This window comes from Anaerotignum faecicola, assembly GCA_024460105.1.
Taxonomy (GTDB): Bacteria; Bacillota; Clostridia; order Lachnospirales; family Anaerotignaceae; genus JANFXS01.
In genome coordinates, this window is record JANFXS010000002.1 from 240,514 (window position 1) to 266,133 (window position 25,620).

Here is a 25,620-nt window from a genome sequence, read left to right on the forward strand (position 1 = left end):
CCCTCTTTTCTTTTTCAGTTCACTGCATTTTTTGCAAATATATCAGCCATAATTTTTAAATCCGCGTTTCCTCCGGAAAGGAGGCATACGTTTTTTCTTCCTTTAAATGCGCGGCCGCTCATTAATCCTGCAAGCGCAACCGCCGCCGACGGCTCTATAAACATTTTCGTACGGTAAATAATAAGCGTAAGGGCCTTTTCAATCTCATCATCCGAAACGGTAATCATTTCATCAACGTTTTTAATTACGCCCTCAAAAGCCTTTTCACCGGGAGAATCCCCTGCCAGTCCGTCGGCAATAGAATATTTCCTTTCAATTTTAGTTATTTTTTCAGCTGCAAACGAAGCGCCTACGCAATTCATATTTTCAGGCTCGACGCCGATAACTTTTACGCCGGGTAAAACGGACTTTACGGCGGCCGAAACTCCTGTTATAAGCCCGCCTCCGCCGACAGGCACATAAACTGCGTCTGCATCCGGCAAATCTTCGGTTATTTCAAGGCCTGCCGTTCCCTGTCCCGACATTATTCCGTAATCCTCAACAGGGTCTATATACACAAGATTTTTTTCTTTCATACATTCTATTGCTTTTGGATAAGCGTCGGCTCCTGTCTTTCCATAAAGGATAACCTTGGCTCCGTATCCCCTGCACGCCGCCGCCTTGGCCGCAACCGCTGTTTCCGGCATAAATACCCATGCTTTTATGCCTAATACGGAAGCGGCATAGCTTACGGCCTGCGCATGGTTTCCCGATGAATAACAAACCACTCCCCTTGCTTTTTCTTCATCAGTCAGCATGAGAAGCCTGTTAAACGCCCCCCGCGCTTTAAAAGAACCGGTTTTCTGCAAATTTTCACATTTAAAGTATATATCTGTTCCCGCCATTTTGCTTATACTGTCTGAATGTAGAATCGGAGTTCTGTGCACATAATTTGCAATTCTTTTCGCGGCGCATTTAATATCTTCCAAATTAACCATGACAACCTCCTTATGTTTAACTACTATACACTTTTTACATAAATCCCCTTCTGTTTGTATTCAGCTTCTAAACTTTCGCTTTGTTTAACAAAAATATACTATAAAATTACTTATTACCGCTCCATATTATAATTATGTTTAGCTTCTATACACTATGCATAAAAACACCCCTTCCTAAATTCAATTATCATTTTGTATTATATCTGATTAATATACCTTCCTACAGACACGCCGTATAAAACCGGCATAAATTATTTTCATTCAAATATATGAAAATCAAAAACAATATACATTTATACCATATTTTAATTAAAGCAGCCTTTCAGGCTAATCAATATGTATTTTCAATATTTTTGTTTCAACTGCGTCTAATAAATTTTTAAGAAAAGCTTTATTTTCTTCAGAGGAATTTTTAAGCATTTCACCGATCAAACCGTTAAGCTCAGCATGGAATGCTTCATGCACGTCGTATAACTGTTCGCCCTTTGGCGTAAGCTTGAGAATAATTCTTGACAAATTATTTATATCTTTCTCTTTTACTATTACTCCCTTCTTTTCAAGCTTATTAGTCACCTGTGAAACGGCCCCTTTTGTAACTCCAAGCAACTCCGCAATACCGGTTATATGGATGCCGTCGTGTTCCTTAATTAGTTTTACAATTTTCATTTCCGTATTTACGAATTCTTCATCCTCAACCCTACATTTTGAATTATCATCAAATTCAGAAAGCTTTGAGGCAACTCTTAAAAACGTATCGCTTATTTTAATATCATTTTTATCCATAAACATATGATATAGCTTCTAAACACTTTTGTAAATAGCCCATTTTCCAAAAACCTTACAAAATGTAACCGTTACATTTATAATCTATCTACAAAAAACCGTTTTGGATTTTCATTTCATTTTCAGCATTTTGACGGATAAAATTTTTCTCGTTGCAAAAAAAGTTTAAATTATTACATTTAATAAAACCGACGTTTTTTTAACTGCTTTATGGATTTTTATGAATAAAGTAAAAAGCCGTTAATATTTATAAAACGGCTTTTTAAAAATTTAATTAAGTTTGTTTCCGCACTTGCGGCAAAAATTAGAACCCTCGTCCAACATTTCTCCGCATTTCGCACAATATGTTCCGGGCATATGTATAAAATCATCTTTCATGTTTTTTTCCGAAACATTTTTATTATTTTTAAATATAAAATACATAAATACTGCGCAGACAGGCACTGAAAGTATAAGCCCTAATATAACGGATGAAACAAGGCAGGCAAAAAATCCACCCAACGCCAAACCTATTTTCCCTTTCACACTGCCGGCTATGGCAGGTATAGCTCCTACAATAGCTCCTGAAATTAAAGAACCTATAATAACCCCAAGAAAATAAGGATCCATAAAACCGCCCCTTTTTATTTTTTAACCTCATTATATTCAATATTTAAGCTTATTTCAATACAAATATCAAAAAAATTGACTAATCATGTATAATACCTCAAAATTACATCATAAATAATTATACAACTGTATTTTTCCAATAAACATAATATACCGTAAAAAATAGAGCATTATAAAAGCTATCCTTCAGATTATTTCCATATAATTTTAACATTGCCGCTTTTAGTTTACAAGAGTATACACCTTTGATAACAGCTTTAGCGTCACAGCGTTGTCAAAAGCATTTAATGCCGTTTCGTCTGCACATAAATACTTTTCTTTGCTCTTAAACCTCTGATACCGTCCTTAACTCTTCAACTCTGCATGGAGAAATTTTTTTGTTGTTCAAGTCACAAAATGCAGGCAAATGTATAAAACGATTTAGAGAAACGGAACGCGGCATTTTCCAAAGGAAAATCCGCGAATTCCGTCAAATACTTGCAAAGCAGAAAGACGGAAAAATTTATCATGTTAAGCGTCTATTCCCTTATAAACCGAAGATTTTCATAGTAAAATATCTTATTACACGTCGGCATATAATACATTTTTACTCTCAACAAACTTATGCCGGCAAAAAACGGCCGCCTTAACAAAAGCGACCGTCCAACCTGATTAATTATATATTTTCAACTATAATCCTTCCCATTTCTTCCGTAGAAACATACGGGCTGCCATCTCCGGCCAAATCGAGCGTCCTGCTTCCGCTGTCAAGGGCTTTTGCAACTGCATTTTCAATAGCTTCTGCCTCTTTATTGAGCTTGAAACTGTACCTTAACATCATAGCCATAGAAAGTATTGTGGCTATTGGGTTTGCTGTTCCTTTTCCTGCAATATCGGGAGCCGATCCGTGTATAGGCTCATACATTCCAAATGAGCCTTCCCCAAGGCTTGCGCTTGGCAGCATACCTATAGAACCTGTAATTTGGCTTGCTTCATCGGAAAGTATATCGCCGAATATATTTGAAGTTACAATAACATCAAAATGTTTAGGGTTCCTTATAAGCTGCATCGCGGCATTATCAACATACATATGATCAAGTTCGACTTCGGGATATTCTTTGGATACTTCAATAACTATTTTTCTCCAAAAACGGCTGCTTTCAAGAACATTCGCCTTATCAACGCTTGTAAGTCGTTTATTCCGGCTCATAGCCGCTTCAAAAGCAGTTTTGGCAATCCTTCTTATTTCCCTTTCGCTGTACGCTTCCGTATCATAGGCCTCAACGCCGTATTTGCCTTCCCTGTATCCCCTGTCGCCGAAATATATTCCTCCGGTAAGTTCCCTAACAATAAGTATGTCCAAACTGTCGCCGACAATCTCTTTTTTAATAGGCGACGCATCGCTTAAAGCATTATGGATTATAGCGGGTCTGAGGTTTGCAAAAAGCCCAAGTTTTTCCCTAAGCCCTAAAAGCGCCCTTTCGGGCCTTTTGCCGCCTTCAAGATTGTCCCATTTAGGGCCTCCCACAGCCCCTAATATAACGGCGTCGCTTTTCTTGCATACTTCAACGGTTTTTTCAGGCAGACACTCCCCTTCTGAATCAATGGCGCATCCCCCGGCCAAAACTTCCGTACAGTTAAACTCATGCCCAAATTTATTTCCTATCCTGTCAAGGACTTTCAGCGCTTCTCCAACAATTTCAGGGCCTATTCCGTCGCCCTTAATTACAGCCAAATTATAAACGCCCATTATTAAACCTCCCACATATTATCCGTTAACCTTTGCTTTTGTATACTCCACAAGTCCGCCTTTAGCTATGATTTTCTGCATAAATTCAGGGAACGGTTCCGCTTTGTATTCTTTCCCGGTCGTTTCATTTTTTATAATTCCCGTTGAAAAATCAACTGATACTTCATCGCCGTCCTTAATATCCTTTGCCGCTTCGTCGCACTCAAGTATCGGAAGGCCTATATTAATGGAATTTCTGAAAAATATCCTTGCAAACGTCGACGCTATAACGCAGCTTATGCCGGCGCATTTAATGGCAAGCGGAGCATGCTCCCTTGACGAACCGCAGCCGAAATTTTTATCGGCAACAATTATGTCTCCTTTTTTCACTTTGCCGACAAAGTCTTTGTCTATGTCAATCATGCAGTATTTTGCCAATTCCTTGCCGGAAGAAACATTAAGGTATCTTGCCGGAATTATAACGTCAGTATCAACATTATCGCCGTATTTAAAAACTCTTCCTCTAGCTTCCATTATTTATTACCTCCTACAATTTTTTCAGGGTCCGCAATATAACCGGCCAATGCGCTTGCCGCCGCAACGGCAGGGCTTGCAAGATAAACTTCGCTTTCCGTATGCCCCATTCTTCCGACAAAGTTTCTGTTTGTTGTTGAAACAGCCTTTTCTCCCGCCGCAAGTATCCCCATGTGTCCGCCAAGGCACGGCCCGCATGTAGGCGTTGAGAATATGGCTCCGGCTTTTATAATATCCTCAGCGTATCCGAGCTTAATACAATCGAGGTATATTTGCTGTGTGGCCGGTATAACAATAGTCCTTACGCGTTTATTAACTTTCTTTCCCCTTAAAATATCCGCGGCGATTTTCATATCCTCAAGCCTTCCGTTTGTACATGACCCTATAACCGACTGGTCAATCACAACATGCTCTTTTTCCGCCTCGTCTATTGTCCTTGTATTATCCGGAAGGTGCGGGAAAGAAACCGTAGGCCTGAGGGAGGTTAAATCTATAGTTATTACTTCGTCATATTCCGCGTCTTCATCGGCTTCAAAAATCCTTATTTCTTTTGTTGTATGCGCTTTTGCATACTCTATTGTTTTCTCATCCACAGGGAAAATGCCGTTTTTACCACCAGCTTCAATAGCCATATTAGCCATAGAAAATCTATCGTCCATTGAAAGGTACTGTATACCGTCGCCCGTAAACTCCATTGATTTATAAAGAGCGCCGTCAACCCCTATTTTGCCTATAATATGAAGTATAATATCCTTGCCGGACACCCATTTTGCCGGTTTTCCCGTAAGCACAAATTTAATTGCGCTCGGAACTTTAAACCATGCTTCCCCCGTGGCCATTCCTATAGCCATATCGGTACTGCCTATACCGGTTGAAAACGCTCCCAAAGCCCCATATGTACATGTATGGCTGTCGGCGCCGATAATAACGTCGCCCGGCGCAACAATGCCTTTTTCAGGCAAAAGCGCATGCTCGATACCCATTTCGCCTACGTCATAAAAATGCTTAATATCCTTATCCCATGCAAATTCCCTCGAACATTTGCACTGCTCAGCCGCTTTTATGTCCTTGTTCGGCGTAAAGTGGTCAAGTACGATAACAACTTTTTCTTTGTCAAATACGTCTTTCGCGCCTGTTTTTTTAAATTCAGGTATGGCTACAGCCGTTGTAATGTCGTTGCCCATAACAATATCAAGTTTTGCCTGTATAAGCTGCCCTGCCTTAACGCTTTCAAGCCCCGCATGTGCGGCAAGTATTTTTTGAGTCATTGTCATTCCCATTTAAAAAACCCCCTGTACAGTATTATTTTATTATCTTATTAACAGCGCTCACAACGGCACGGAGCGAAGATTTTATTATGTTGCTCGACGTGCCCGCTCCAAAACCTACCTGTCCTTTGTCATTTTTGATCTGAACATATGATATGGCCCTTGCTTTCGTTCCGTATTCCATGGAATGTTCGCGGTAATCCACTATTTCAAGCTTTATATCAAGATATTTTTCAACGGCATGTGTAAAAGCGTCAATAATGCCGTTGCCGACGCCGGTAATTTCGACTTCCTTCCCATTATATGTAATTCCGGCCTTAACCATTATATCCCCATTGTCATAAACTTCAGCTTCCCTGTACTTTTCAACAGAAACGGGGCTTCTCAAATCTGCATACTCTTTAAAGAATATATCCCGTATTACGCTTGGCGCAACATCTTTATGGTTTTCATCCGAAAATCCCGTAACGACATAGCTGAAATCCTGTTGGAATGCCTTTGGAAGGAAAAGGCCATAGTTTTGTTCAAGCACAAACGCAACCCCGCCTTTTCCTGACTGGCTGTTTATCCTTACAATAGGATCGTACGTCCTGCCCACGTCCTTCGGATCGATCGGAAGATACGGAACTTCCCATCTGTCCGGATGTTCTTTCATTCTTTCCATGCCTTTCCTTATGGCGTCTTGATGCGAACCTGAAAAGGCAGTATACACGAGAGAACCTGCATATGGGTGCCGCGGATGTACCGGCATCCTTGTAGTCCTTTCATATATTTTGACAGCGGCGTCTATATCGCTGAAGTCAAGGCACGGATCTATTCCCTGTGAAAACATATTCATGGCAAGGGCCATAATATCCGTGTTTCCCGTTCTTTCGCCATTTCCGAAAAGCGTACCTTCAACCCTTTCGGCCCCGGCCATTAATGCAAGTTCAGTAGCCGCAACGGCACATCCCCTGTCATTATGGGCGTGAAGGCTTAATATAACGCTGTCGCGGCGTTTAAGCCGTTCACTGCAATATTCAATTTGATCCGCATATACGTTTGCAGTAGCCATTTCAACTGTCGAAGGCAGATTTATAATCATTTTATTGTCAGGAGTCGGTTTAATAACGTCGATTACGGCATTGCAAATTTCAACGGCATAGTCCATCTCCGTTCCCGTGAAACTTTCAGGCGAATACTGAAACATAAACTTTGTTTCGGGCATTTTGTCGGCTTCACTTAAAAGGAGCTTTGCGCCTTCCACTGCAAGAGCGGTAGTTTCTTCCATACTGTTTCCAAAAACGACATCCCTTTGAAGAGTCGAAGTCGAATTATAAAGATGCACAATAGCTTTTTTTGCCCCTTTTAAAGCCTGAAAAGTCTTTTTAATAATATGCGGCCTGCTTTGCGTTAAAACCTGCACCACCACGTCATCCGGAATAAGGTTTTCCTCAATAAGTTTCCTTGCAAATTCATATTCAGTATCGCTGGCCGCCGGAAAACCGATTTCAATTTCCTTAAATCCCGTTTTTACAAGGAAATTAAAAAACTCCATTTTTTCTCCAAGGCTCATTGGTATCTCGAGGCTTTGGTTCCCGTCCCGCATGTCAACGCTGCACCAATAAGGGGCTTTCGTTATTACATTGTCGGGCCATTTCCTGTTTGGCATATTCATTGTCGGATACGGACGGTACTTAGTATAGTTCATCATAATTATCGGCTCCTTTGCTTTTACTGTATTATTTTGAACATCTCTTACAACCTTCCTGCGCCTTTTCGCTAAATAAAAAAGCCTTTCGTCTCCGTATATAGAGACGAAAGGCTAAACTTCCGTGGTACCACTCTGATTTACCTTAAACAAGGCACTCTCAATAGGATACAGGTTTTACAAAAAACTGGTATATCCTGTCACTGTAACGGGCGACTCCCGATCCCACCTACCGACAAAACGTCTTTCAGCGGATCACTCCAAGGCGAGTTCGGCTTTTCCTGTTTTGCTGCCTCGCACCAAACGGCAGTTCTCTGAAAAACTCAAAAAGCTTACTATTCCTCTTCACAGTGTTGTAAAAGTTATTTAGTTCGTTGATAGATAATCTATCACAACAAATACCGATTGTCAATACATTTTTTGCTTCTTCTTTCAAACTCCAAATCAAATTTTTAAAATACCGAATAATCCATAGCCCGCGGTTTATTTTGTTTCCATATAAAAACGCCGCAAAAAAGTTTATAAATATCAATTAAAAACATACGGGCATCCGTTTAATTTACTGCTGAACCGCCGCCGAATCGGCTTTCAAATTCTTATTTCTGTTCCTTCCCATATTCTGCGAAGGATCGCTGAACGTATTTGCTTTGAAAAATTTATGGCAAAAAGGATAAAGCGCAACCGAAACGACCCCGCCGCAGAAACCGTTGTTGTAAAGATTTGCCCCGCCGTAACACACGCCGATATGCAAAATTGCAAACGAATGAACAACGCCCACAAGTATACCTGCCCAGAAACCATATGTCCCCGCCATCGGAGCAAGCGTAGTGCCCAGGAAAAACGCCATTTGTATACCATATGTCTGCGGAGTTGCCGTAGGGCTTATGACGGCGCCAAGCAATATCCCGAGCATTATCGGTATTATATTCCCGGCATGCTTTCCGTTAGCGCTGAAACCGGCCACAGTAAAAATACCGCCGAGAGTAGGACCGTTCAAATCACCGCCTATTATAAGTATAAATGTCGTGCATATTATAATATTTACGCCCATATTTAAAAGTACGGCGCCTATTCCGTCAAGTTCAATAAAATCGTCTTTTGCAACGCCAGGACGTTTAAGCAGCGTTTTATAATTTCTCCACGAATTTTCCGGATCCGTATAGTATCCCGCAATAAGAAGCACAAGAGCGGATAAGTATAAAAATACGGCGAACTCAAAATTAAGCCCTGTAGCCCACGTCGTCGTATTTTCAAACACAAACCCAAAACCCATCATCACCGGAACAATAATAATTGCAAGAAGCCCAACGGCAAAACCGCCGTTATAAAGGCTAAGCCCTCTTAATATACCGTTTGTATGAGCCGCAAGCAAAGGCGCAAAAAATCCGATTGCAAGCCCGGCAACTATAGAAACGGTAATTCCCATAATATTTATCCCTTCATGCAGATATGCAACGCTTATAATCGGTCCAAGCGAAGTTGCAAGGAGCCCGCTTATCAGATATTTGCTGAATTTTTCTTTTGTTACGACGCTTAAAAGATAACTCCCCATAAGTATAAACCACATGGTAAATATATTCTTTCCAAAAAAAGCAAACCCCGCCATAAGCCCGATTGTAAACAGGCATTTCCCATTCATCGGCATTTTATTATATCTTAGCAGAAGCGCAGTAAACAGCATAACTGATGAAACGTTTACAAAAGCCGCCGCTGTTCCCGCAATAGCCACAAAGTCTGTTATAAGAATATCATTATTCCAAAATATGGCTTCAAAGCCCGCCGGTATAGTGCGCCAATCTCCTAAAAGAACTCCAAAAACACCGATTAAAATAGACACAAAGTAAACCCAACGGTACTTTTTTTTCGTCTGCCTTCCCATTTTTTCACCCCAAAAATAATCTATTTATTAAAAACATATCCAATAAATTTATAGTATGGAAACTTTAACAGAACCATATCCTTGTTATATCGGCATAGAAAAAATCCCCCCGCGCCCGGCTGTTTTCCACTTTTATGTTTTAATGCATTATAAAATAGTGAAAAACGACATTTTTTGATTACAACTAAAAGATATTGTAGTATAATTATCAAGTGTAGTCAATATAGGGTTTTTGGCATTTCTAAATTTTCTACAAAAATAAGGAGGAAAAAATGGCTTATATAAATATTCAATATGAAAAAATGAGAAATTTCAGCAACCATGTGTTTTCCAGGTTCGGTTTTACTGACGAAGAAAGCAAAATTATTACAGACGTACTGCTTATGAGCGATATGTACGGCATAGAATCCCACGGCGTTCAAAGAATGGTGCTCTACTATAAAACTATCAAAAACGGCCGCATACATATGAACAGCAAATGGGAAATTGTGCACGAAACGCCATTAAGCGCAGTAATCGACAATCATTTCGGCGTAGGCCAGCTCGTAGGTCACTTTGCAATGAAAAAAGCAATCGAAAAAGCTAAAACAAGCGGTATAGGCATGATTTCAGTAAGAAATTCAAATCACTACGGGATTGCGGGCTATTACGCAAAACTTGCCTGCGACGAAGGCCTTATAGGCATATCCACAACAAACAGCGAAGCCATAATGGTTCCTACATACGGAAGAATGGCAATGCTTGGTTCAAACCCTATAGCCATAGCGATGCCGGCCGATCCTTACGACTTTTTCTTCGACGCTTCCACCACAGTCGTAACAAGAGGAAAACTCGAAGTCTACAATAAAAAAGGCGAGCCGCTTCCCGAAGGCTGGGCACTTAATTCCCAAGGCGTTGACAGCACGGATGCGGCCGACATACTTCTAAACATAAACGAAAAAAACGGCGGCGGAATACTTCCTTTAGGCGGCTCTACCGAAAAATACGGCGGACATAAAGGCTACGGCAACGGTATGATAGCCGAAATATTCTCCTCAATACTTTCACAGGGCCTTACTTCAAACCATACTCATATAGGTTCTACCGGCGGGACATGCCATAGTTTTATTGCCATAAATCCGAACCTTTTCGGAAATCCAGACGATATAAAAGCGCATTTATCGAAATTCCTTGAAGAATTAAGACAGTCGCCCAAAGCCGAGGGACAAACAAGAATTTATACCCATGGAGAAAAAGAAATTGAAGCATATGAAAAACGCGCAAAAGAAGGTATCCCGGTTAATGAAAACACAATTAAGGAAATGCGCCTGATATGCGAAGAATTTGACGTCGATATGGACGCTTTTCTCGGAAAAATAGAATTTTAAACTAAACAAATTTACTGCCTTAAGCCTCGATATATTTCAGGCGGCGGTTTATATTAAATATGCAGACCACAAAAATCCCCCTGACGGCTAATGTGCATAACGAGCCTTGTCAGGGGGATTTGTAACAATATAAACTTAAAATTTTTTAAAAAATATCATTCTCAATTTAACGCTTTATATAATAAACGCGCCATACGCCGGTTTAAACTATTTTAATATGCCGGTATATTTTTTTGCATACTTCTTAAAATCATCCGCATTTTTTATCTCAGCCGTAACACATTCAGTTTTTTACTCATAGTATAAATTGCAACCAGATATTAGGAGGTTTTCAAATTGACAGAGAATTACGATGATTTCTACAAAGTTTTCGGCTGCGGCACAACTCAGAAAAAATGCGACAGGCAGTGTGTTGACAGGGAATGTAAAACAAACAATGCATGTGCAAACACAACGCTTGATTTTTGTTATGAACCGGCGGAATGTAACGAATGTATAGTCGAACACACAGGTTATGCGCAGGCATATGTGCCTTATCAGGAGGATTTCACACTTTTTTCCCCTGAAGAAGCCCTTTGCCACGGCACAATATTCCCCGTCCTTGTTCAGCCTTACAGGAAAAAAAGATACCCGGAAGAGAGGTGCTGTTAAATGGAACGCGACGAACTTTTAAAAACATTAACCGAGCTTGATTTTATGGCGACTGACCTTGCCCTTTATCTTAATACTCATCCAACAAACAAAGAGGCAATCGAACAATATAATAAAATTATAAAAGCGGCTGACACAGTACGCCTTAAATATGAAAAATCCTCAGGTCCCGTATGTTCATGGAGGAGCCTTAACCGCTGTGAAGACATATGGCAGTGGGACGATAACCCATGGCCATGGCAGAACTGTTTTAATTATGAAATGAGGTGTAAATAAATGTGGATATATGAAAAAAAGCTTGAATTCCCGGTAAAAATCAAAAATCCCGACGCACGTCTTGCCAAAATCATGATAGAACAGTATGGCGGTGCATATGGCTGAAAGATATGGCCGTTAAGCCGTTTAATATACACGCGCAATTAACGTATTGGCATATTTTATATATTCAAAAAACAGCAGAAAATACAGCCTTATAAACTGAATATAGTTTCTGCTTCCAATAGCGCACACGCCCCTCAATGAAAAATTTACTGCATTTCTGCACTGCATACACTTGCCTTAGAATCATTGTGCCGACACATATGTGCCTTGAACTGCAAAAAATTTCCACTTTGTGATGTGTAAGAGTTTTGACGGGCGTCTGCGGCGCAACAGTTGTTGTACTCCCGTAAACTTAAGCTACCTAATAGAAAAATTACATATCCCTTAACCATGCTTGGAGTCCTTTGCACGCTAAAACCGCTTATCGAATATTTTAATTTAACTTCCCCCTCTCCAAACGTAAGCCGAATACTTTTAAAAAACAAATTACCGCAAATCCGGGCGGCGCATTAAGATGTCAAAATTACATTTAAAGTCATTAAATAAAGCATATGTTCTGAAAAAAACATAAAATCATTAAATCGTTTTATCAAGCCGAAAAGCCCCTGCCCTTCAAACGCTTAAATCCCACAAAATATTACCAACGCAAAAAAACAAAACCGGTACGCGCGATTTACCATGTTATAAAACATATATCGGCCGAACCGGTTTAATATTTCTGTCTTAAAATATATGACGTGCAAAATAACATGACAGTATTCTCCCCGATATTCGAATCATTTGCACTGCGGAAATTTTATTAAATCATTCCCTCATCACAGCTTTATATTCTTCCGCCGTAAGTTCTTTTGTTATTCTGCCTTTTTCAATAAACAACACTCTGTCGGATACATCCCGCACAAACCTTTCGTCATGGCTGATTATAAGTATTCCCATTCCGTTTTCCGAAGCGAAGCGGCGTATTATTTTCACAATTTCCGTTACAAGCGCACTGTCCAAAGCTGCCGTCGGTTCATCAAAGCATAAAAGCTTTGGATTTGTTACGCAGCTTCGGGCGATAGCAACCCTTTGTTTCTGTCCTCCGCTCAGCTGTGAAGGTTTATTGTTTGCTTTTTCTCCAAGCCCTAAGCTTTCAAGCATTTTCACTGCCACAAGGTTTGCTTCTGTTTTCGACATTTTATAAACTTCCGTCAAAGCAAGGGTTACATTTTCCATAACCGTTAAATGTGGGAAAAGATGATAGCTTTGAAATACCATTCCTATATCTTTTCTTATTTCAGCCAATTCTTTTTTGTCGGCATGCGATGTTGTACCGTTTGAAGTTCGGCAGATAAACCTGCCGTTTATTTCTATTGTGCCTTCGTCACATTTTTCAAGGCCGGCCACGCACCTCATCACCGTCGTCTTGCCCGCGCCGCTTTGGCCAACCAGCGACACTACTTCTCCCGCGTCCACAGAAAAATTGACGTCGTTAAGCACAACCGTGTCGTTAAATGATTTATATAAATTTTTAATACTCAGAAGCATAATATCCTCCTACTCGTCATAAGCAACCTTCTTTTCAATCGCCTCAAACACCTTTGTTATAACATATGTAAGTATAAGATATATACATCCCGCAATAACATATGGCAGAAGAGTCGCATCCCTTACGGCAATGCCTTTGGCAAATTTAAGTATATCGCTTTGTCCTACGGCATATACAAGGGATGTATCTTTAATAAGGGATATAACCTCATTGCCGATCGATGGAAGCGTGCGTTTAACGACCTGCGGCAGTATAATTTTAACATTAATTTGAAGCGGTGAAAAGCCGAGTATGCTTGCGGCCTCCCTCTGCCCTTTTTCAATAGACTGTATGCCGGAACGGAATATCTCCCCGAAATAAGCCGCGTAATTTAAAACAAAAGCAAATATAATTGAATTAAACCTTCCAAGGTTAATCCCAATCGTAGGCAAACCGAAAAAAACAACCATAATTTGCAGTAAAAGCGGCGTGCCCCTTAAAACCCAAATATAAATCGATGTTATTTTGCTGATTATTTTAATTTTTGAAAGCCTCAGCACCGCGACTATAACGCCTAAAGGCAAAGACAGTGCAAGGGACAGTAAAAATACCCCCAGCGTTAAATTTAATCCTTCTAAAATTTGGCCAACGTAACTCATAAGCTTATCCTTTCCGTTTCAAAAAATTAGCCGTCATAAACGACGGCTAAATTCAGTTTTTCTTTTCACTTAAATGTTAAAGCATTATGTCCTCGCCAAACCACTTTGTTGAAATTTCAGCGCCTTTGCCATTTTCTTTGAGTTCGTCAAGGGCGCCGTTTATAGCTTCAATTAAAGCGGTGTCCTCTTTCCTTGCGCCGATTCCGTATTCCTCATCGGATATGTATTCGTCAAGTATTCTGTACTCTGTATCAGGGTGGTTTGCTATATAATAACGTATAAGCACTTCATCCGCAATAACAGCGTCGGATCTTCCGGCTTCCTGATCACGCAGACATTCGTCATATGTGGCAAACGTTACATACTCTCCGAAAGTATCTTTAAGGCCTTCTTTAGCAAAAATAGCTTCTTCCGAACTTGAAGCAGTCTGTGTTGTAACAGTCTTTCCCTCAAGATCCGCAAGCGTATTTATATCGCTGTCGGCAAGCACAAGCACTATCTGTCTGTTGTTCAGATAAGGCCTCGAAAAAAGCACCTGTTCTTTTCTTGTTTCATTAATTGAATATCCGTTCCAAAGAAGATCCACATTGCCGTTATTAAGTTCAGTTTCTTTTGTGTCCCAGTTTATAGGCTGAAACTCCACTTCAATGCCAAGAACTTCCCCAACAGCCTGGGCAAGCTCCACGTCAAAGCCTGTAAGTTCATTATTTTCGTCTCTAAAGCCCATAGGCGCAAACGTGTCGTCAAGGCCTATTAAAACCTTATCGTATCCGATATCGGCCGTTTCGCCTTCCGCGCCCTTGCTTTCATCCGTACTTCCGTCTTCTGCTTGTGTATTCTGATCCTGTGTTTCATCAGCGGCAGGCTGAGAAGATGTGCATCCTGCCAAAACTCCTGCCGCCATCACTATAGCTGCGGCGGCTGTAAAAAACTTCTTTTTCATAATCAACGCCCTCCAAATCAAAATTATTTTTGAAGATATCTTTTTTACATTATCATACTAAAGCACTAAAGCCTTTTTGTCAAGCTTTAGCAGAATAATCAAAAAATATTAAATTTTTTCAAAAAACCGCTTGACTTATTCATGATTTGCATTTACAATATATAAGCGTCATACAAAATATGTTTCCGTAGCTCAGCAGGATAGAGCGACCGCCTCCTAAGCGGTAGGTCGGAGGTTCGAATCCTCTCGGGAACGTCGGTTTTCCGCCATTCTTTGAAGAATGGCGTTTTTTTATATTTCATTTTAGTTTCCCTTAAAATTATTTTTATCGAATTCAGTTTCAGTTTGCAAGGGCATGCACGCCCCTCAAGGAAAAATTTTCCGCATTTACGTGTTGCATATGTTTGCCATAGGTTCCGCAATTCCGGCTCACATGCGCCTTGAACTGCAAAAAATTTTTCCATTGTGATGTCGGAGAATTTTAACGGGCGTTATCGGCGTAAGAGCAAAACAAAGGCGCACAGGAACATCGGATCCTACGTCAAACGGATTTAACACAGCTATTGCTCCGCTGACGTCCGTTAAAACTTTGTGCTCCCTTATAAACGGAAACTAATATTATTTACCAATAAATCGGTAAACCTCTTTTCAAGATATGCTAATAAAATTTCTTGCTGTCCTAATTTATTTTTTATTGCTTCTAACAAATTTTATCAAAGCTTTATTTTTCAAGACAAATATGTATTAAACGGTTATTTCCCGTTTTTTACAAGCCGTATCTTTTTCCCCGCAAAATCTTATATATAAACCGAAGATAATAAATATACAAACGGCAATATTAACGCTGCCGTTCCGGCGAAAACCAAAGCTAAAACACATATAGGCATCCCTATAGAAACGGCTGCAAAAGCAATATAGGGGTGCCGTTCCATAAACTCAACTATTGTATCGTGAAAATTAACTTCAATTTTATGCGCCGCCTGAATTATAGCCGTCATTGCTTTTCCCTCCTTTTTATATAGATTAACACATACAAAATGAAAATTGGAAAAAGAAAATGATGGAGTAATTAAGATAAAATAAATGTTTCTACAGTTTTTGAATTTCTAAACATATTAAAATACGAGAATATCCGATAACCAAATTCCCTGCAAATCCAAAACAATTAAAATATACTGTTCAATAGAACACGCTTATTCTTTCACAAATAAAAAACATCGGAAAAATCAAATTTTCCGATGTCAAGTATATATATCGTTGATATTATAAGCGACGAAGATTCATACATTATTTTAATTTTCTTCAGTTTAACGGAAACAGTATTTTCATTAAAGCCTTTTCCGCTGAATTTTTATGTTCCACGCTGAAATAAAGTCTTTTGCCGTTATTGTCAAAAAGCTGGAACAAATTTTCCTTCACCACTAAAGAAAAGCCAAGTCTGTCAACGGTTTTCCAAAGAGCCATTTCCCATTCCATACGCCTGCAAACCATTCCATTATATATTCTCGAAGTAAGCCATTCAAACTCCAACGGAGAAAAACCGTATTTCAAAAATGCCTCCCAAATCACAACTTTATTTGAAAAACTTATCGAATCAAAATAATCATCGGCGTCAGAATCTTCCTGTATCGCGGCATAACAAAAGTATCCTCTTATTTCCGTATCTATTAAAAATTTATTTTCTTTCAGGAAATCCAAATTTGACCATTCCGATATAATAATACCAGTTTTCCAATTAAGACTGTTAAGTATATTTAAAAGGTTTTCGGCAGTTTCTCTATTCGGACATGTAACTTGAAAGCACAAATCGTTCATTACATCCGTATTTTCTCCGGAAACGGAACTTTGCTTTACCAAGATCTCACTTTCCTCATAGCTTGAGTTTATATAAACCGTTTCGCCATTTTCCGAAGTACCTGCGGCATATAACGTCCAGTCCTCGTTAATCCGCGCCATAATATCGTCTGCCATGGAGAGCAGAGTGGATACGTCAATAACAGTATTAGGGTAAATTACATTAACCTTATTACTCTGCATTAATCCGCATACAACCGGCTGTTCCTCAAAGCCGAAATTTTTATATACTCCCGTAATTAATACAACGAAATTCTTTCCCGGTGCATGTTCTTCATAACAGCCGTCCTGTACCCGGGATTCATTCTCCCGGATACAAGACGCCTCTTTGTATGGAAACATGGATTATATCATCCTCCTGTTTTATTCGGCGGAAATTAATCCCATAGCTTTGGCAATATCAATATTTACCAACAGGACGTTAACCGTTTCCCCGCCGAAAACGCCGAATAATTTTCCTTCGGTATGCGCCGATACAATATTTTCTATTTCTTCTTCACTAAGCCCAGAAGCTTTTGCTATACGCGGTATCTGTACCTTTGCAGATTCAGGCGAAATATGAGGATCAAGCCCTGAGCCCGAAGCTGTTAATAAATCCGTCGGCACTTCTTCGGCCGTTACGTCCGGGTTTCGTTCAAGGAATGTTTCCATATCTGCAGCTACCCTTTCCGAAAGGGCTTCATTTGAAGGAGCATAGTTGTTGGAACCTGAACTTACGCCTGCAAACTCCGTACCGTCGCTGTATACCGACACTCCGTCTTCATTTTCGGTATATGTATTGTAATGATATGCCGAAGGACGTCCCCACATAAAATAGTCTTCTGTAAATTCCTGACCTATTGTTTCAGAACCAACTGTTTTTCCGTCTACCACTATAAGACTTCCATTGGCCTGGTGAGGGAATACAACAGCCGACACTCCCGTTAATGCTAAAGGATATATAAGCCCGCATATAATCAAAAGAGCTGTTGTTACTAAAAAAGCTTTCCTTGTATTGTGCAGAAATTCTTTCATATCAAAATGCCTCCTTAAAATCCTATAAGCGAAAGTATTGGAGCAATAATCATATCTATTATCTTAATACCTGCAAACGGCGTAATTATACCGCCCAATCCATATATAAGCATGTTTCTTGCAAGCATTTTTCCCGACGACATAGGACGATATTTAACGCCCCTCATTGCCAAAGGAATAAGGCAAGGAATAATTATTGCGTTGAATATAAGCGCCGACAATATAGCGCTGTATCTTGTCGTAAGATGCATAATGTTAAGAACGCCAAGCTGAGGTATGGCAGCCATAAACATAGCCGGTATTATTGCAAAATATTTGGCAATATCGTTTGCAATCGAAAATGTTGTAAGGCTTCCTCTTGTAATAAGTAGCTGTTTTCCGATTTCAACAACTTCAAGTATTTTTGTAGGATCCGAATCAAGATCCACCATGTTCGCCGCTTCTTTGGCAGCCGTCGTGCCGCTGTTCATAGCAAGGCCGACATTAGCCTGAGCAAGGGCCGGAGCGTCGTTTGTACCGTCGCCGGTCATAGCGACTATTTTGCCTTCAGCCTGTTCCTTTTTAATTACGTCTATTTTATCCTCAGGTTTACATTCCGCAATAAATCCGTCTACGCCGGCTTCTTTTGCTATAGTGGCGGCTGTAAGCGGGTTGTCGCCCGTACACATAATTGTTTTTATGCCGATAGCGCGCAGTCTTTCAAACCTTTCCGCCATTCCGGGCTTAACCGTATCCTTCAGATAAATAACGCCTAATATTCTGTTATTTTCACTTACTGTCAAAGGCGTGCCGCCAAGACTGGATATTTTTGCAACTTTCTCATTTAAGTCCGAAGGTATTTTGCCTCCAAGTTCTTTTACATATTTTTCAATAGAGTCCGACGCGCCTTTTCTTATTTTCGTGCCGTTCGGCAAATCAACGCCGCTCATGCGCGTCTGAGCCGTAAATTCAATAAACTGCGAACCGTCCGAAAGAGCGCTGTTGTCGCCAAGCCTTCTTGCAAGCTCAAGAGTGGATTTCCCTTCAGGCGTTTCATCCTGTAAAGAAGCCAAAGCGGCGCATCTTATGAGATCGTTTCGATCCACGCCTTCAACTGCCATGAAGTCTGCCGCAAGGCGGTTTCCGTATGTTATAGTACCGGTTTTATCAAGTATCATAGTATCAACGTCGCCGCATGCTTCTACCGCTTTGCCCGACATTGCGATAACATTAAACCTCGTAACCCTGTCCATACCCGCAATTCCTATCGCCGAAAGCAGGCCGCCTATTGTCGTCGGTATAAGGCATACGCAAAGGGCGATAAGCGTTGAAGTTTGAAGCTGAACGCCGCTGTAAAGCCCGATTGGATAAAGGGTAACTATTACTATAAGGAATATTATCGTAAGAGAAACAAGCAGTGTGTTTAACGCTATTTCGTTAGGCGTCTTTTTCCTTGAAGCTCCCTCGACAAGCGCTATCATCCTGTCAAGGAAACTGTTTCCCGGTTCCGACGTTATACGTATTTTAAGCCAGTCTGAAACTACTGTCGTACCGCCCGTAACGGAGCAGAAATCTCCGCCGCTTTCCCTTACGACAGGAGCGGATTCGCCTGTAATTGCAGATTCGTCAACCGAAGCTATTCCTTCTATAACTTCGCCGTCTCCGGGGATTATTTCCCCGGCATACACCAAAACGACGTCGCCTTTTGTAAGTTGGCTTGAAATAACTTCTTTTTCCGATCCGTCTTCTTTAATAACTCTCGCTTTCGTATCTTTCTGCGTCTTTCTTAAACTTGCGGCCTGCGCCTTTCCTCTGCCTTCCGCCACAGACTCCGCAAAGTTTGCAAAGAGCACCGTTACAAATAATATTGCGCAAACAATTATATTGTATAAACGGATGTTATCTCCGCCCATGTCCCCAAAAAGGTTAGGGAATATCGAGAGTATAAGGGTTACAAAACATCCGGCCTCAACCACGAACATAACGGGGTTTTTCATCATGTATCTTGGATTTAGTTTTGTAAAAGAACCGATTATTGCCTGATGGAATATTTCAGGCGTAACCAGTTTCTTATTTTCATTTTTACTCATAATATATTTTCCTCCTTATGACCAAAGGGTAAGATGTTCTGCAATAGGTCCAAGAGCCAAAGCAGGGAAAAATGTAAGCGCTGCAAAAATGTATACCACAAATACCAATATAACGGCAAACGCTGTATTATCCGTATGTAAAGTGCCTACCGACTCCCCTACAAAACGTTTCTTCATTAAAGAACCTGCTATTGCAAGCTGTATAACTATTGATAAATATCTTCCGAAGAACATTGCAAGGCCGGTTGTAATATTCCAGAAATAACTGTTGTCCGCAAGGCCTTCAAACCCCGAACCGTTGTTTGCGGCAGACGATGCGTATTCGTAAAGAACCTGCGACAATCCGTGGAAACCAGGATTTGTTATTCCTTCCAAACCTCCTGATGTGGCAACGGCAATAGCCGAAAATGCAAGTATTAAAAACGGATGAATAATGATGCAAAGCGCGGTAAGCTTCATTTCTCTCCCTTCTATTTTCTTGCCCAAATATTCGGGAGTACGTCCTATCATCAAACCGCAGATGAACACCGCAAGCACGGCGTACATAATCATGTTCATAAGTCCTACGCCTTTGCCGCCGAATACGACATTGAGCATCATATGAAGAAGCGGTATCATGCCTCCCAAAGGCGTAAGCGTATCATGCATATTGTTTACAGTGCCTGTTGTAAACGACGTCGTCGTTGTCGTAAACATAGCCGACTGTGCTATACCGAACCGAACTTCCTTGCCTTCCATACTTCCCATAGACTGCAAAAGCCCAACGTCGGCAAGAGCGGGGTTTCCTTGGCTTTCTGCCCAAAAGCATACGCTTAATCCAATAACAAATATTATTCCCATGGCAAGGAATATGGATCTTCCTTCCCTTCCGAATATCTTTGTTGCAAAATCCGGTTTTGAAGAAGTTTCAGGCAATCCGTTTTCTAAAGCTATAGCCTTTTTTCTGTCCCTGACCATTTTGCCGAACGTAACTACGCATGCACCCGGCAGTATCATCATTGAATAAAGCTCAATAAGGTTTGTAATTATAGTTGGGTTCTCCATAGGCGTAGTCGAGTTGGCTCCGAAGAAACCGCCTCCGTTTGTACCAAGGTGTTTAATAATTTCAACAGCGGCTACAGGCCCCATTGCAATAGTCTGTTTCATTCCTTCAATCGTATCGACTACAATATTTCCCCCTAATGTCTGCGGAACTCCCTGCCAAACAAGGAGAAGTCCCCCGATAAACGAAAACGGAAGAAGCACACGGGTCGTTACCCTTACGAGATCAGAATAAAAGTTTCCTACGTCGTCTTTTGTTTTTCCGGCAAGTCCCCTGATAAACGCTCCGCATGCCGCATATCCGCTGGCTGCCGAAACAAACATCATAAACGCTATTACAGTCATCTGAGATAAATAAGAAAGCCCGCTTTCGCCTGAATAGTGCTGAAGGTTAGTGTTTGTCATGAAACTTATTATCGTATTGAACGAAAGAGTCTGCTCCATATTTCCAATGCCGTTAGGATTAAAAAGGGCTATACTCTGGATTCTTAAAATAATATATCCTATAAATATCATAATTGCATTTGTAAGAAGCAGAGCCGCGGCATACTGCCACCATGTCATTCCTTTTTTGGGATCTATGCCGCATACTTTATAAATGGCTCCGTCCACCTTATTCATAACAGGATCCGCAAAAGTCTTTTTCCCTGCGGTTATATGATATAAATAAGTACCAACAGGAATGACGAGAATCAAAAATATAATTATCGTCAACAATAATTCCAGCATATTAAACTTCCTCCTAAATTTTTAAAATTTTTCAGGGTTCACAAGGGCATATACAAGATAAGCTCCTAAAATAACTACAATCGCACCAAGAATAATCATTATATTCCCTCCTCTTATATAATCAATCATTGGACTCGACTTGCTTTTTGCACCATTTTATGAGCAAATATATAAGCCCGCAGCTGCCTGCAAGAACTGCCAACATAATAATGTCCAGCATAACTGTTTCCTCCTTTGATATACTTTTTTATTTTTTACTGATTTATTTTAGCAATTCTCTTATCAATATGGTCTTAACAAAGTTACGCCGGCGTTAATATTGCATTAAGATTATATTTAACAATTCTGCCGCAAGACGGCAGGTCCTAAAGAACAACATCTTTGGCCCAAGCGTACCGACTTAAAAATCCCTCTTTTCAGCTTCCGTACATTTCATATTACAGTAAAACATAAATATTCCGAAAATCCGGAGCGTTTCCCATATTTCAGATAAATATAAAAAACCGCCGCAAAACCACTTTTTTCATGGTTTTGCGGCGGTCGGTTATTCTGACTTCATATTCTTACCATCCTATATCCCACGCCGATACATGTCTGTATATACTGCGGATTGGAGAAATCTTTTTCGATTTTTTTCTTAAGCTTTGACATAAAAACTTTTAATAAAGATGATTTTGACGAACCGGTGCTTTTCCAAACCTCGCTTAATATATAATTATAAGTTAAAGCCTTGCCTGTATTTTTCGCCATTAGGCACAGCAGTTGGTATTCTATCCGCCCCAAATATATCTTCTTATTTTCTATATAAACGCTTCCCGTAAAAAAATCAATCTTTAAGCGTCCGTTTTCATATATGCCAAATTTCCCGTTGACATATTGGCTTTCAGAAGTATTTCTTTTTTCAGTTTCCCTTATCCTTGTCAAAAATTCATCCACACTGAACGGCTTTGTAAGATAATCGTCGGCGCCAGCGTCAAGGGCTTTTACATTATCCATACTGTCGCTTTCGCTTGTCACGACAATAATAGGAACTTTAAAAGATTCCCTTATTTTTTTAATAGTGTCTATGCCGTCTTTGCCCGGTATATCCAAATCCAATATCACAACTTCAGGCTTATACAGCAATGTTCCATTTAAAGCTCCTAATCCTGTACAAGCAGAATGAATTTGATAGTTTTGCGTTTCCAATGTCGTTTTCAACAACTAAAGCTTTTGATTTATACATCTGCAATTTTCACCTCTTCCAGCGGCAGAGTAAAAGTAAAAACAGACCCTTGGGGTTCATTGTCGGTAACAAAGATTTCACCGCCATGGGCGGTAATAATAGATTTGCAAAGGTTCAGCCCAAGGCCAAGCCCCCGCCTATCGTCGCTTTTCCCATGGCTTGCCGTATAAAACATATCAAATAAATGTTTTTTTGTATCGTCGCTGATACCCGGTCCGGTATCGCTGATACTGACGCTTACCATTTTCCCTTTCTTTTCGGCAGACAATGTAATTTCAGTACCCGAAGGAGTATATTTAACGGCGTTGTTCACAATGTTTATAATTACCTGTATAATCAGCCTGACATCCATTTTTGCCATAAGCAGATCGTCCGAAACATTGACTTTTACAATATAATCTTTTATCCTTCTGTCAACATGCCTCAGCGCTTCTGCAAATACTTCCTCCAAAAGCTGCGCTTCCATTTTCAGCTTTACAGTTCCATTGTCTATCCTTGTAATTGAAAGCAGATTTTCAGTAAGATTTACAAGCCACATTGCATCGTCGTAAATAGCGCGGTACAGTTCCTGTTTTTTGCTTTCGGCAAGGACCACGCTTTCTTCCATGAGTACGTCCGCATTACCGCTTATGCTTGTAAGCGGAGTGCGCAGATCGTGGGAGATTGCCCGCAAAAGGTTTGACCGCAGTCTTTCCTGATGCGTTTCCATTTCTATTTTCTGCTTTTCCATGCTGAGCCTTCTTCTTTCCATAATAATACCGCATTCATTTAAAATAGCTATCAACAGGTTTTTTTCAAAAGCGTCCAGCTCAGGGTAACACTTGATAGGTATGGCCACAACCGCCATTACTTCCTGCATTCCCCTTACAGATATATAATAATTGTCCGCATTTGCAAGAGTATTTGTTGTCGCCCCCGCATGCTTGTTATTTTTCCTTACCCATTGCGCAACCGCTATTTCCTCAACAGTAAGTTTATCAAGCATTTCCGCCTTTTCTTTTGGCTCGACGGAAAACTTCAATTCGTTGCTGCCGTTTGAAATAGCATACAAAATAGGCCTTCCCAAAATAGCCTCAAGCTGTTTGGCGCCAATGCTTAAAATTTCTTTATCACTATGCCCCTGCTGAAGCTTTTTGCTGCTGCTCATTAATATCTCGATATAATACGCTTTCTGCGAAGCCTGCCTCGCCTGTTTTTTTACCCTTGTTGCAAGCGTGCTTGAGATAACGCTTGTCAGAAGCATAATTAGAAACGTAATAGGATAATCCGGGCTTGCCTGAAGAGAATATCTCGGTTCCGTGAAAAAATAATTGAACACTATAACGCTGACTAACGACGAAATTACGCCGCACATATGCCCCTTTGTAACAATAGTAGTAATCAAAACTCCGAGAATATAAATCATTATAATGTTTGCTTCCCTCAGACCGGCAAAATAAAAAGCAAAACCAATCGCCGTTGCCAATACAATCAGGGCAATAGTTTTTAGAACGTCGGCAGCGCTGACACTGTTTTTGCCATCTGAAAAAATTCTGTATTTATTTTTAAAAGCAGGCTGCTGATCTGGAATAATATAAACGTCTATATTGCTTGCCAATTCAGTAAGTTTATCCACCATTGTTTTACTGCCGAAAAACATATTCTGTCTGTGGTTTGTCCGGCCTATAACAATTTTCGTTACTCCGCTGACTTTTGCATACTCTGCAATCAGCATTGCAGGCTCGTCGCCGTAAACGGTGCTTATTTGAGCGCCAAGCTGTTCCGCAAGGTGAAAATTTTCTTTCAGACGTTTGAGGTTCTCCCCTTTTAATTCTTTAGACTGGGACGTTTCTACATACAGGGCCGTAAAACTGCTGTGGAAAGCCTCCGCCATACGTGCGGCAGTGCGTATTACTCTTGCGTTGGAAGGGGCGCTGGAAAGACAAATGAGTATATGCTCTCCCGCCCTCGCTGTATTTTCATACCCTTCTTTCTGAGCCGTCCTGTTAAGCCTGTCTGCTGTACGTCTAAGGGCAATTTCCCTTAAAGCCGCAAGATTTTCTTTTATAAAAAAGTGGTCAAGCGCCCTTTTAGCCTGATGCTCCTTATATACTTTTCCTTCATTAAGCCTTTCAATAAGATCGTCCGGCTCTATATCAACCAATTCAACCTGAGCGGCAGAGTCGAAAACGTCGTCCGGAATTCTTTCGCTTACGGAAACCCCCGTAATCGAGGCCACTAAATCATGAAGCGACTCCAAATGCTGGACATTTACCGTACTGTATACGTCGATTCCGGCACGCAGTATTTCCGAAACATCTTGGTATCTTTTCATATGCCTGCTTCCGGCTGCATTTGTATGAGCCAACTCGTCAATCAGAACAAGCTGCGGTTTTCTTTCCAGAACCGCGTCTATATCAAATTCTTTTAATACTACCCCCTTGTAGTTGATTTCCCTGACGGGCATTTCCTCAAGCCCTTCCAACAACGCAAGAGTATCGGGACGCGAATGTTTTTCAATATAACCTATTACAACGTCCCTGCCGTTATTTTTAGCCGCATGCGCCGCTTCCAGCATTGCATACGTTTTCCCCACGCCGGCGGCATAACCGAAAAATATTTTAAGCTTTCCCATATTATCGATTTGCTGTTTCCTATTGATAGACTCCAAAATTTCTTCAGACGTCGGCCTTCTTTGACTCATCTGGTCACTCCCTTTTTAAGCAGAATATTTCATGCAGAACATATTTTGAAAAAATCATATATTAACTTTTTTATGATTATAATATCCAAATTCGATTAAACGCATATCC

General features: G+C 40.5%; 21 protein-coding genes, 1 tRNA gene, 1 pseudogene and 1 other annotated feature. Of the genes and pseudogenes, 5 read left to right on the top strand and 18 right to left on the bottom strand.

Translation table 11 applies throughout. From position 1 onward, the window contains the following. Positions 1-14 precede the first annotated feature (14 nt). From NE664_03800 to NE664_03835, 8 genes are all read right to left on the bottom strand, one after another. Positions 15-977, bottom strand: coding sequence for a pyridoxal-phosphate dependent enzyme (locus NE664_03800; GenBank protein ID MCQ4725786.1), 963 nt, complete (start codon positions 975-977; stop codon positions 15-17). Positions 978-1,304: 327 nt separating this feature from the next. Next, entirely contained in the window at positions 1,305-1,760 is a 456-nt protein-coding gene (locus NE664_03805; GenBank protein ID MCQ4725787.1) for a MarR family transcriptional regulator, read from the bottom strand. Between the two features lie 270 nt (positions 1,761-2,030). Further along, the gene (locus NE664_03810; protein MCQ4725788.1) at positions 2,031-2,369 is read right to left on the bottom strand and encodes a zinc ribbon domain-containing protein; all 339 of its coding nucleotides are present in this window, start codon (positions 2,367-2,369) and stop codon (positions 2,031-2,033) included. A 655-nt stretch (positions 2,370-3,024) separates the two neighbouring features. Next, positions 3,025-4,098, bottom strand: a complete 1,074-nt coding sequence (gene leuB, locus NE664_03815) for a 3-isopropylmalate dehydrogenase (GenBank protein MCQ4725789.1) — start codon at positions 4,096-4,098, stop codon at positions 3,025-3,027. 18 nt (positions 4,099-4,116) lie between these two features. Further along, positions 4,117-4,611 carry a 3-isopropylmalate dehydratase small subunit gene (leuD, locus tag NE664_03820; protein ID MCQ4725790.1) on the bottom strand — a complete coding sequence of 165 codons (495 nt, stop codon included), beginning with the start codon at positions 4,609-4,611 and terminating at the stop codon, positions 4,117-4,119. After that, positions 4,611-5,891, bottom strand: a complete 1,281-nt coding sequence (gene leuC, locus NE664_03825) for a 3-isopropylmalate dehydratase large subunit (GenBank protein MCQ4725791.1) — start codon at positions 5,889-5,891, stop codon at positions 4,611-4,613. The genes leuD and leuC overlap by 1 nt, the downstream gene beginning before the upstream one ends. Positions 5,892-5,913: 22 nt before the next feature. Continuing rightward, positions 5,914-7,572, bottom strand: coding sequence for a 2-isopropylmalate synthase (leuA, locus tag NE664_03830; protein MCQ4725792.1), 1,659 nt, complete (start codon positions 7,570-7,572; stop codon positions 5,914-5,916). A 96-nt stretch (positions 7,573-7,668) separates the two neighbouring features. Beyond that, positions 7,669-7,927, bottom strand: a binding site (T-box leader). 201 nt (positions 7,928-8,128) lie between these two features. Then, the gene (locus tag NE664_03835; GenBank protein ID MCQ4725793.1) at positions 8,129-9,448 is read right to left on the bottom strand and encodes a DUF1576 domain-containing protein; all 1,320 of its coding nucleotides are present in this window, start codon (positions 9,446-9,448) and stop codon (positions 8,129-8,131) included. A 272-nt stretch (positions 9,449-9,720) separates the two neighbouring features. Between NE664_03835 and NE664_03840 the strand changes: the two genes are divergently transcribed. The 4 genes and pseudogenes from NE664_03840 to NE664_03855 all read left to right on the top strand — a co-directional run bounded on the left by NE664_03840 (position 9,721) and on the right by NE664_03855 (position 11,844). Next, positions 9,721-10,815, top strand: a complete 1,095-nt coding sequence (locus tag NE664_03840; protein ID MCQ4725794.1) for an Ldh family oxidoreductase — start codon at positions 9,721-9,723, stop codon at positions 10,813-10,815. A gap of 336 nt (positions 10,816-11,151) precedes the next feature. After that, positions 11,152-11,466: a spore coat associated protein CotJA gene (locus tag NE664_03845; GenBank protein MCQ4725795.1), complete on the top strand. Its 315-nt coding sequence runs from the start codon at positions 11,152-11,154 to the stop codon at positions 11,464-11,466. Beyond that, on the top strand, positions 11,467-11,742 hold the full coding sequence (locus NE664_03850; GenBank protein ID MCQ4725796.1) for a spore coat protein CotJB: 276 nt from the start codon (positions 11,467-11,469) through the stop codon (positions 11,740-11,742). It abuts the gene before it with no gap. Continuing rightward, a pseudogene (locus tag NE664_03855) lies at positions 11,743-11,844 on the top strand (manganese catalase family protein). 747 nt (positions 11,845-12,591) lie between these two features. Here the strand turns inward: NE664_03855 and NE664_03860 are convergent. From NE664_03860 to NE664_03870, 3 genes are all read right to left on the bottom strand, one after another. Beyond that, positions 12,592-13,314 (bottom strand): amino acid ABC transporter ATP-binding protein, encoded by a 723-nt coding sequence (locus NE664_03860; protein ID MCQ4725797.1) that lies wholly within the window; start codon positions 13,312-13,314, stop codon positions 12,592-12,594. 9 nt (positions 13,315-13,323) lie between these two features. Continuing rightward, complete coding sequence (locus NE664_03865) at positions 13,324-13,953, bottom strand: amino acid ABC transporter permease (GenBank protein ID MCQ4725798.1); 630 nt, start codon at positions 13,951-13,953, stop codon at positions 13,324-13,326. A 76-nt stretch (positions 13,954-14,029) separates the two neighbouring features. Beyond that, on the bottom strand, positions 14,030-14,896 hold the full coding sequence (locus NE664_03870) for an amino acid ABC transporter substrate-binding protein (protein ID MCQ4725799.1): 867 nt from the start codon (positions 14,894-14,896) through the stop codon (positions 14,030-14,032). A gap of 181 nt (positions 14,897-15,077) precedes the next feature. Between NE664_03870 and NE664_03875 the strand changes: the two genes are divergently transcribed. Then, a tRNA-Arg gene (locus tag NE664_03875) sits at positions 15,078-15,151 on the top strand. Between the two features lie 542 nt (positions 15,152-15,693). Here the strand turns inward: NE664_03875 and NE664_03880 are convergent. The 7 genes from NE664_03880 to NE664_03910 all read right to left on the bottom strand — a co-directional run bounded on the left by NE664_03880 (position 15,694) and on the right by NE664_03910 (position 25,511). Then, positions 15,694-15,894 carry a hypothetical protein gene (locus NE664_03880; GenBank protein ID MCQ4725800.1) on the bottom strand — a complete coding sequence of 67 codons (201 nt, stop codon included), beginning with the start codon at positions 15,892-15,894 and terminating at the stop codon, positions 15,694-15,696. A 304-nt stretch (positions 15,895-16,198) separates the two neighbouring features. Continuing rightward, positions 16,199-17,092, bottom strand: a complete 894-nt coding sequence (locus NE664_03885) for a hypothetical protein (protein ID MCQ4725801.1) — start codon at positions 17,090-17,092, stop codon at positions 16,199-16,201. Between the two features lie 21 nt (positions 17,093-17,113). Next, positions 17,114-17,764 (bottom strand): K(+)-transporting ATPase subunit C, encoded by a 651-nt coding sequence (gene kdpC / locus NE664_03890; GenBank protein ID MCQ4725802.1) that lies wholly within the window; start codon positions 17,762-17,764, stop codon positions 17,114-17,116. Between the two features lie 14 nt (positions 17,765-17,778). Further along, a complete protein-coding gene (gene kdpB / locus NE664_03895; GenBank protein ID MCQ4725803.1) occupies positions 17,779-19,833 on the bottom strand; it encodes a potassium-transporting ATPase subunit KdpB in 2,055 nt (684 codons plus the stop codon). Positions 19,834-19,848: 15 nt separating this feature from the next. Next, on the bottom strand, positions 19,849-21,603 hold the full coding sequence (locus tag NE664_03900) for a potassium-transporting ATPase subunit KdpA (protein ID MCQ4725804.1): 1,755 nt from the start codon (positions 21,601-21,603) through the stop codon (positions 19,849-19,851). A gap of 555 nt (positions 21,604-22,158) precedes the next feature. Further along, positions 22,159-22,806, bottom strand: a complete 648-nt coding sequence (locus NE664_03905) for a response regulator transcription factor (GenBank protein MCQ4725805.1) — start codon at positions 22,804-22,806, stop codon at positions 22,159-22,161. Between the two features lie 14 nt (positions 22,807-22,820). After that, complete coding sequence (locus tag NE664_03910; GenBank protein MCQ4725806.1) at positions 22,821-25,511, bottom strand: sensor histidine kinase KdpD; 2,691 nt, start codon at positions 25,509-25,511, stop codon at positions 22,821-22,823. Positions 25,512-25,620 lie beyond the last annotated feature (109 nt).

Excerpts from the sequence above, each read along its gene's own strand:
- leuC (MCQ4725791.1), bottom strand. The coding sequence starts at position 5,891 with ATGGGAATGACAATGACTCAAAAAATACTTGCCGCACATGCGGGGCTT.
- NE664_03885 (MCQ4725801.1), bottom strand. The coding sequence starts at position 17,092 with ATGTTTCCATACAAAGAGGCGTCTTGTATCCGGGAGAATGAATCCCGG.
- leuA (MCQ4725792.1), bottom strand. The coding sequence starts at position 7,572 with ATGATGAACTATACTAAGTACCGTCCGTATCCGACAATGAATATGCCA.
- kdpB (MCQ4725803.1), bottom strand. The coding sequence starts at position 19,833 with ATGAGTAAAAATGAAAATAAGAAACTGGTTACGCCTGAAATATTCCAT.
- NE664_03865 (MCQ4725798.1), bottom strand. The coding sequence starts at position 13,953 with ATGAGTTACGTTGGCCAAATTTTAGAAGGATTAAATTTAACGCTGGGG.
- NE664_03810 (MCQ4725788.1), bottom strand. The coding sequence starts at position 2,369 with ATGGATCCTTATTTTCTTGGGGTTATTATAGGTTCTTTAATTTCAGGA.
- leuB (MCQ4725789.1), bottom strand. The coding sequence starts at position 4,098 with ATGGGCGTTTATAATTTGGCTGTAATTAAGGGCGACGGAATAGGCCCT.
- NE664_03880 (MCQ4725800.1), bottom strand. The coding sequence starts at position 15,894 with ATGACGGCTATAATTCAGGCGGCGCATAAAATTGAAGTTAATTTTCAC.
- NE664_03860 (MCQ4725797.1), bottom strand. The coding sequence starts at position 13,314 with ATGCTTCTGAGTATTAAAAATTTATATAAATCATTTAACGACACGGTT.
- NE664_03900 (MCQ4725804.1), bottom strand. The coding sequence starts at position 21,603 with ATGCTGGAATTATTGTTGACGATAATTATATTTTTGATTCTCGTCATT.
- NE664_03840 (MCQ4725794.1), top strand. The coding sequence starts at position 9,721 with ATGGCTTATATAAATATTCAATATGAAAAAATGAGAAATTTCAGCAAC.
- kdpC (MCQ4725802.1), bottom strand. The coding sequence starts at position 17,764 with ATGAAAGAATTTCTGCACAATACAAGGAAAGCTTTTTTAGTAACAACA.
- NE664_03850 (MCQ4725796.1), top strand. The coding sequence starts at position 11,467 with ATGGAACGCGACGAACTTTTAAAAACATTAACCGAGCTTGATTTTATG.
- NE664_03910 (MCQ4725806.1), bottom strand. The coding sequence starts at position 25,511 with ATGAGTCAAAGAAGGCCGACGTCTGAAGAAATTTTGGAGTCTATCAAT.
- NE664_03835 (MCQ4725793.1), bottom strand. The coding sequence starts at position 9,448 with ATGGGAAGGCAGACGAAAAAAAAGTACCGTTGGGTTTACTTTGTGTCT.
- NE664_03870 (MCQ4725799.1), bottom strand. The coding sequence starts at position 14,896 with ATGAAAAAGAAGTTTTTTACAGCCGCCGCAGCTATAGTGATGGCGGCA.
- NE664_03805 (MCQ4725787.1), bottom strand. The coding sequence starts at position 1,760 with ATGGATAAAAATGATATTAAAATAAGCGATACGTTTTTAAGAGTTGCC.
- leuD (MCQ4725790.1), bottom strand. The coding sequence starts at position 4,611 with ATGGAAGCTAGAGGAAGAGTTTTTAAATACGGCGATAATGTTGATACT.
- NE664_03800 (MCQ4725786.1), bottom strand. The coding sequence starts at position 977 with ATGGTTAATTTGGAAGATATTAAATGCGCCGCGAAAAGAATTGCAAAT.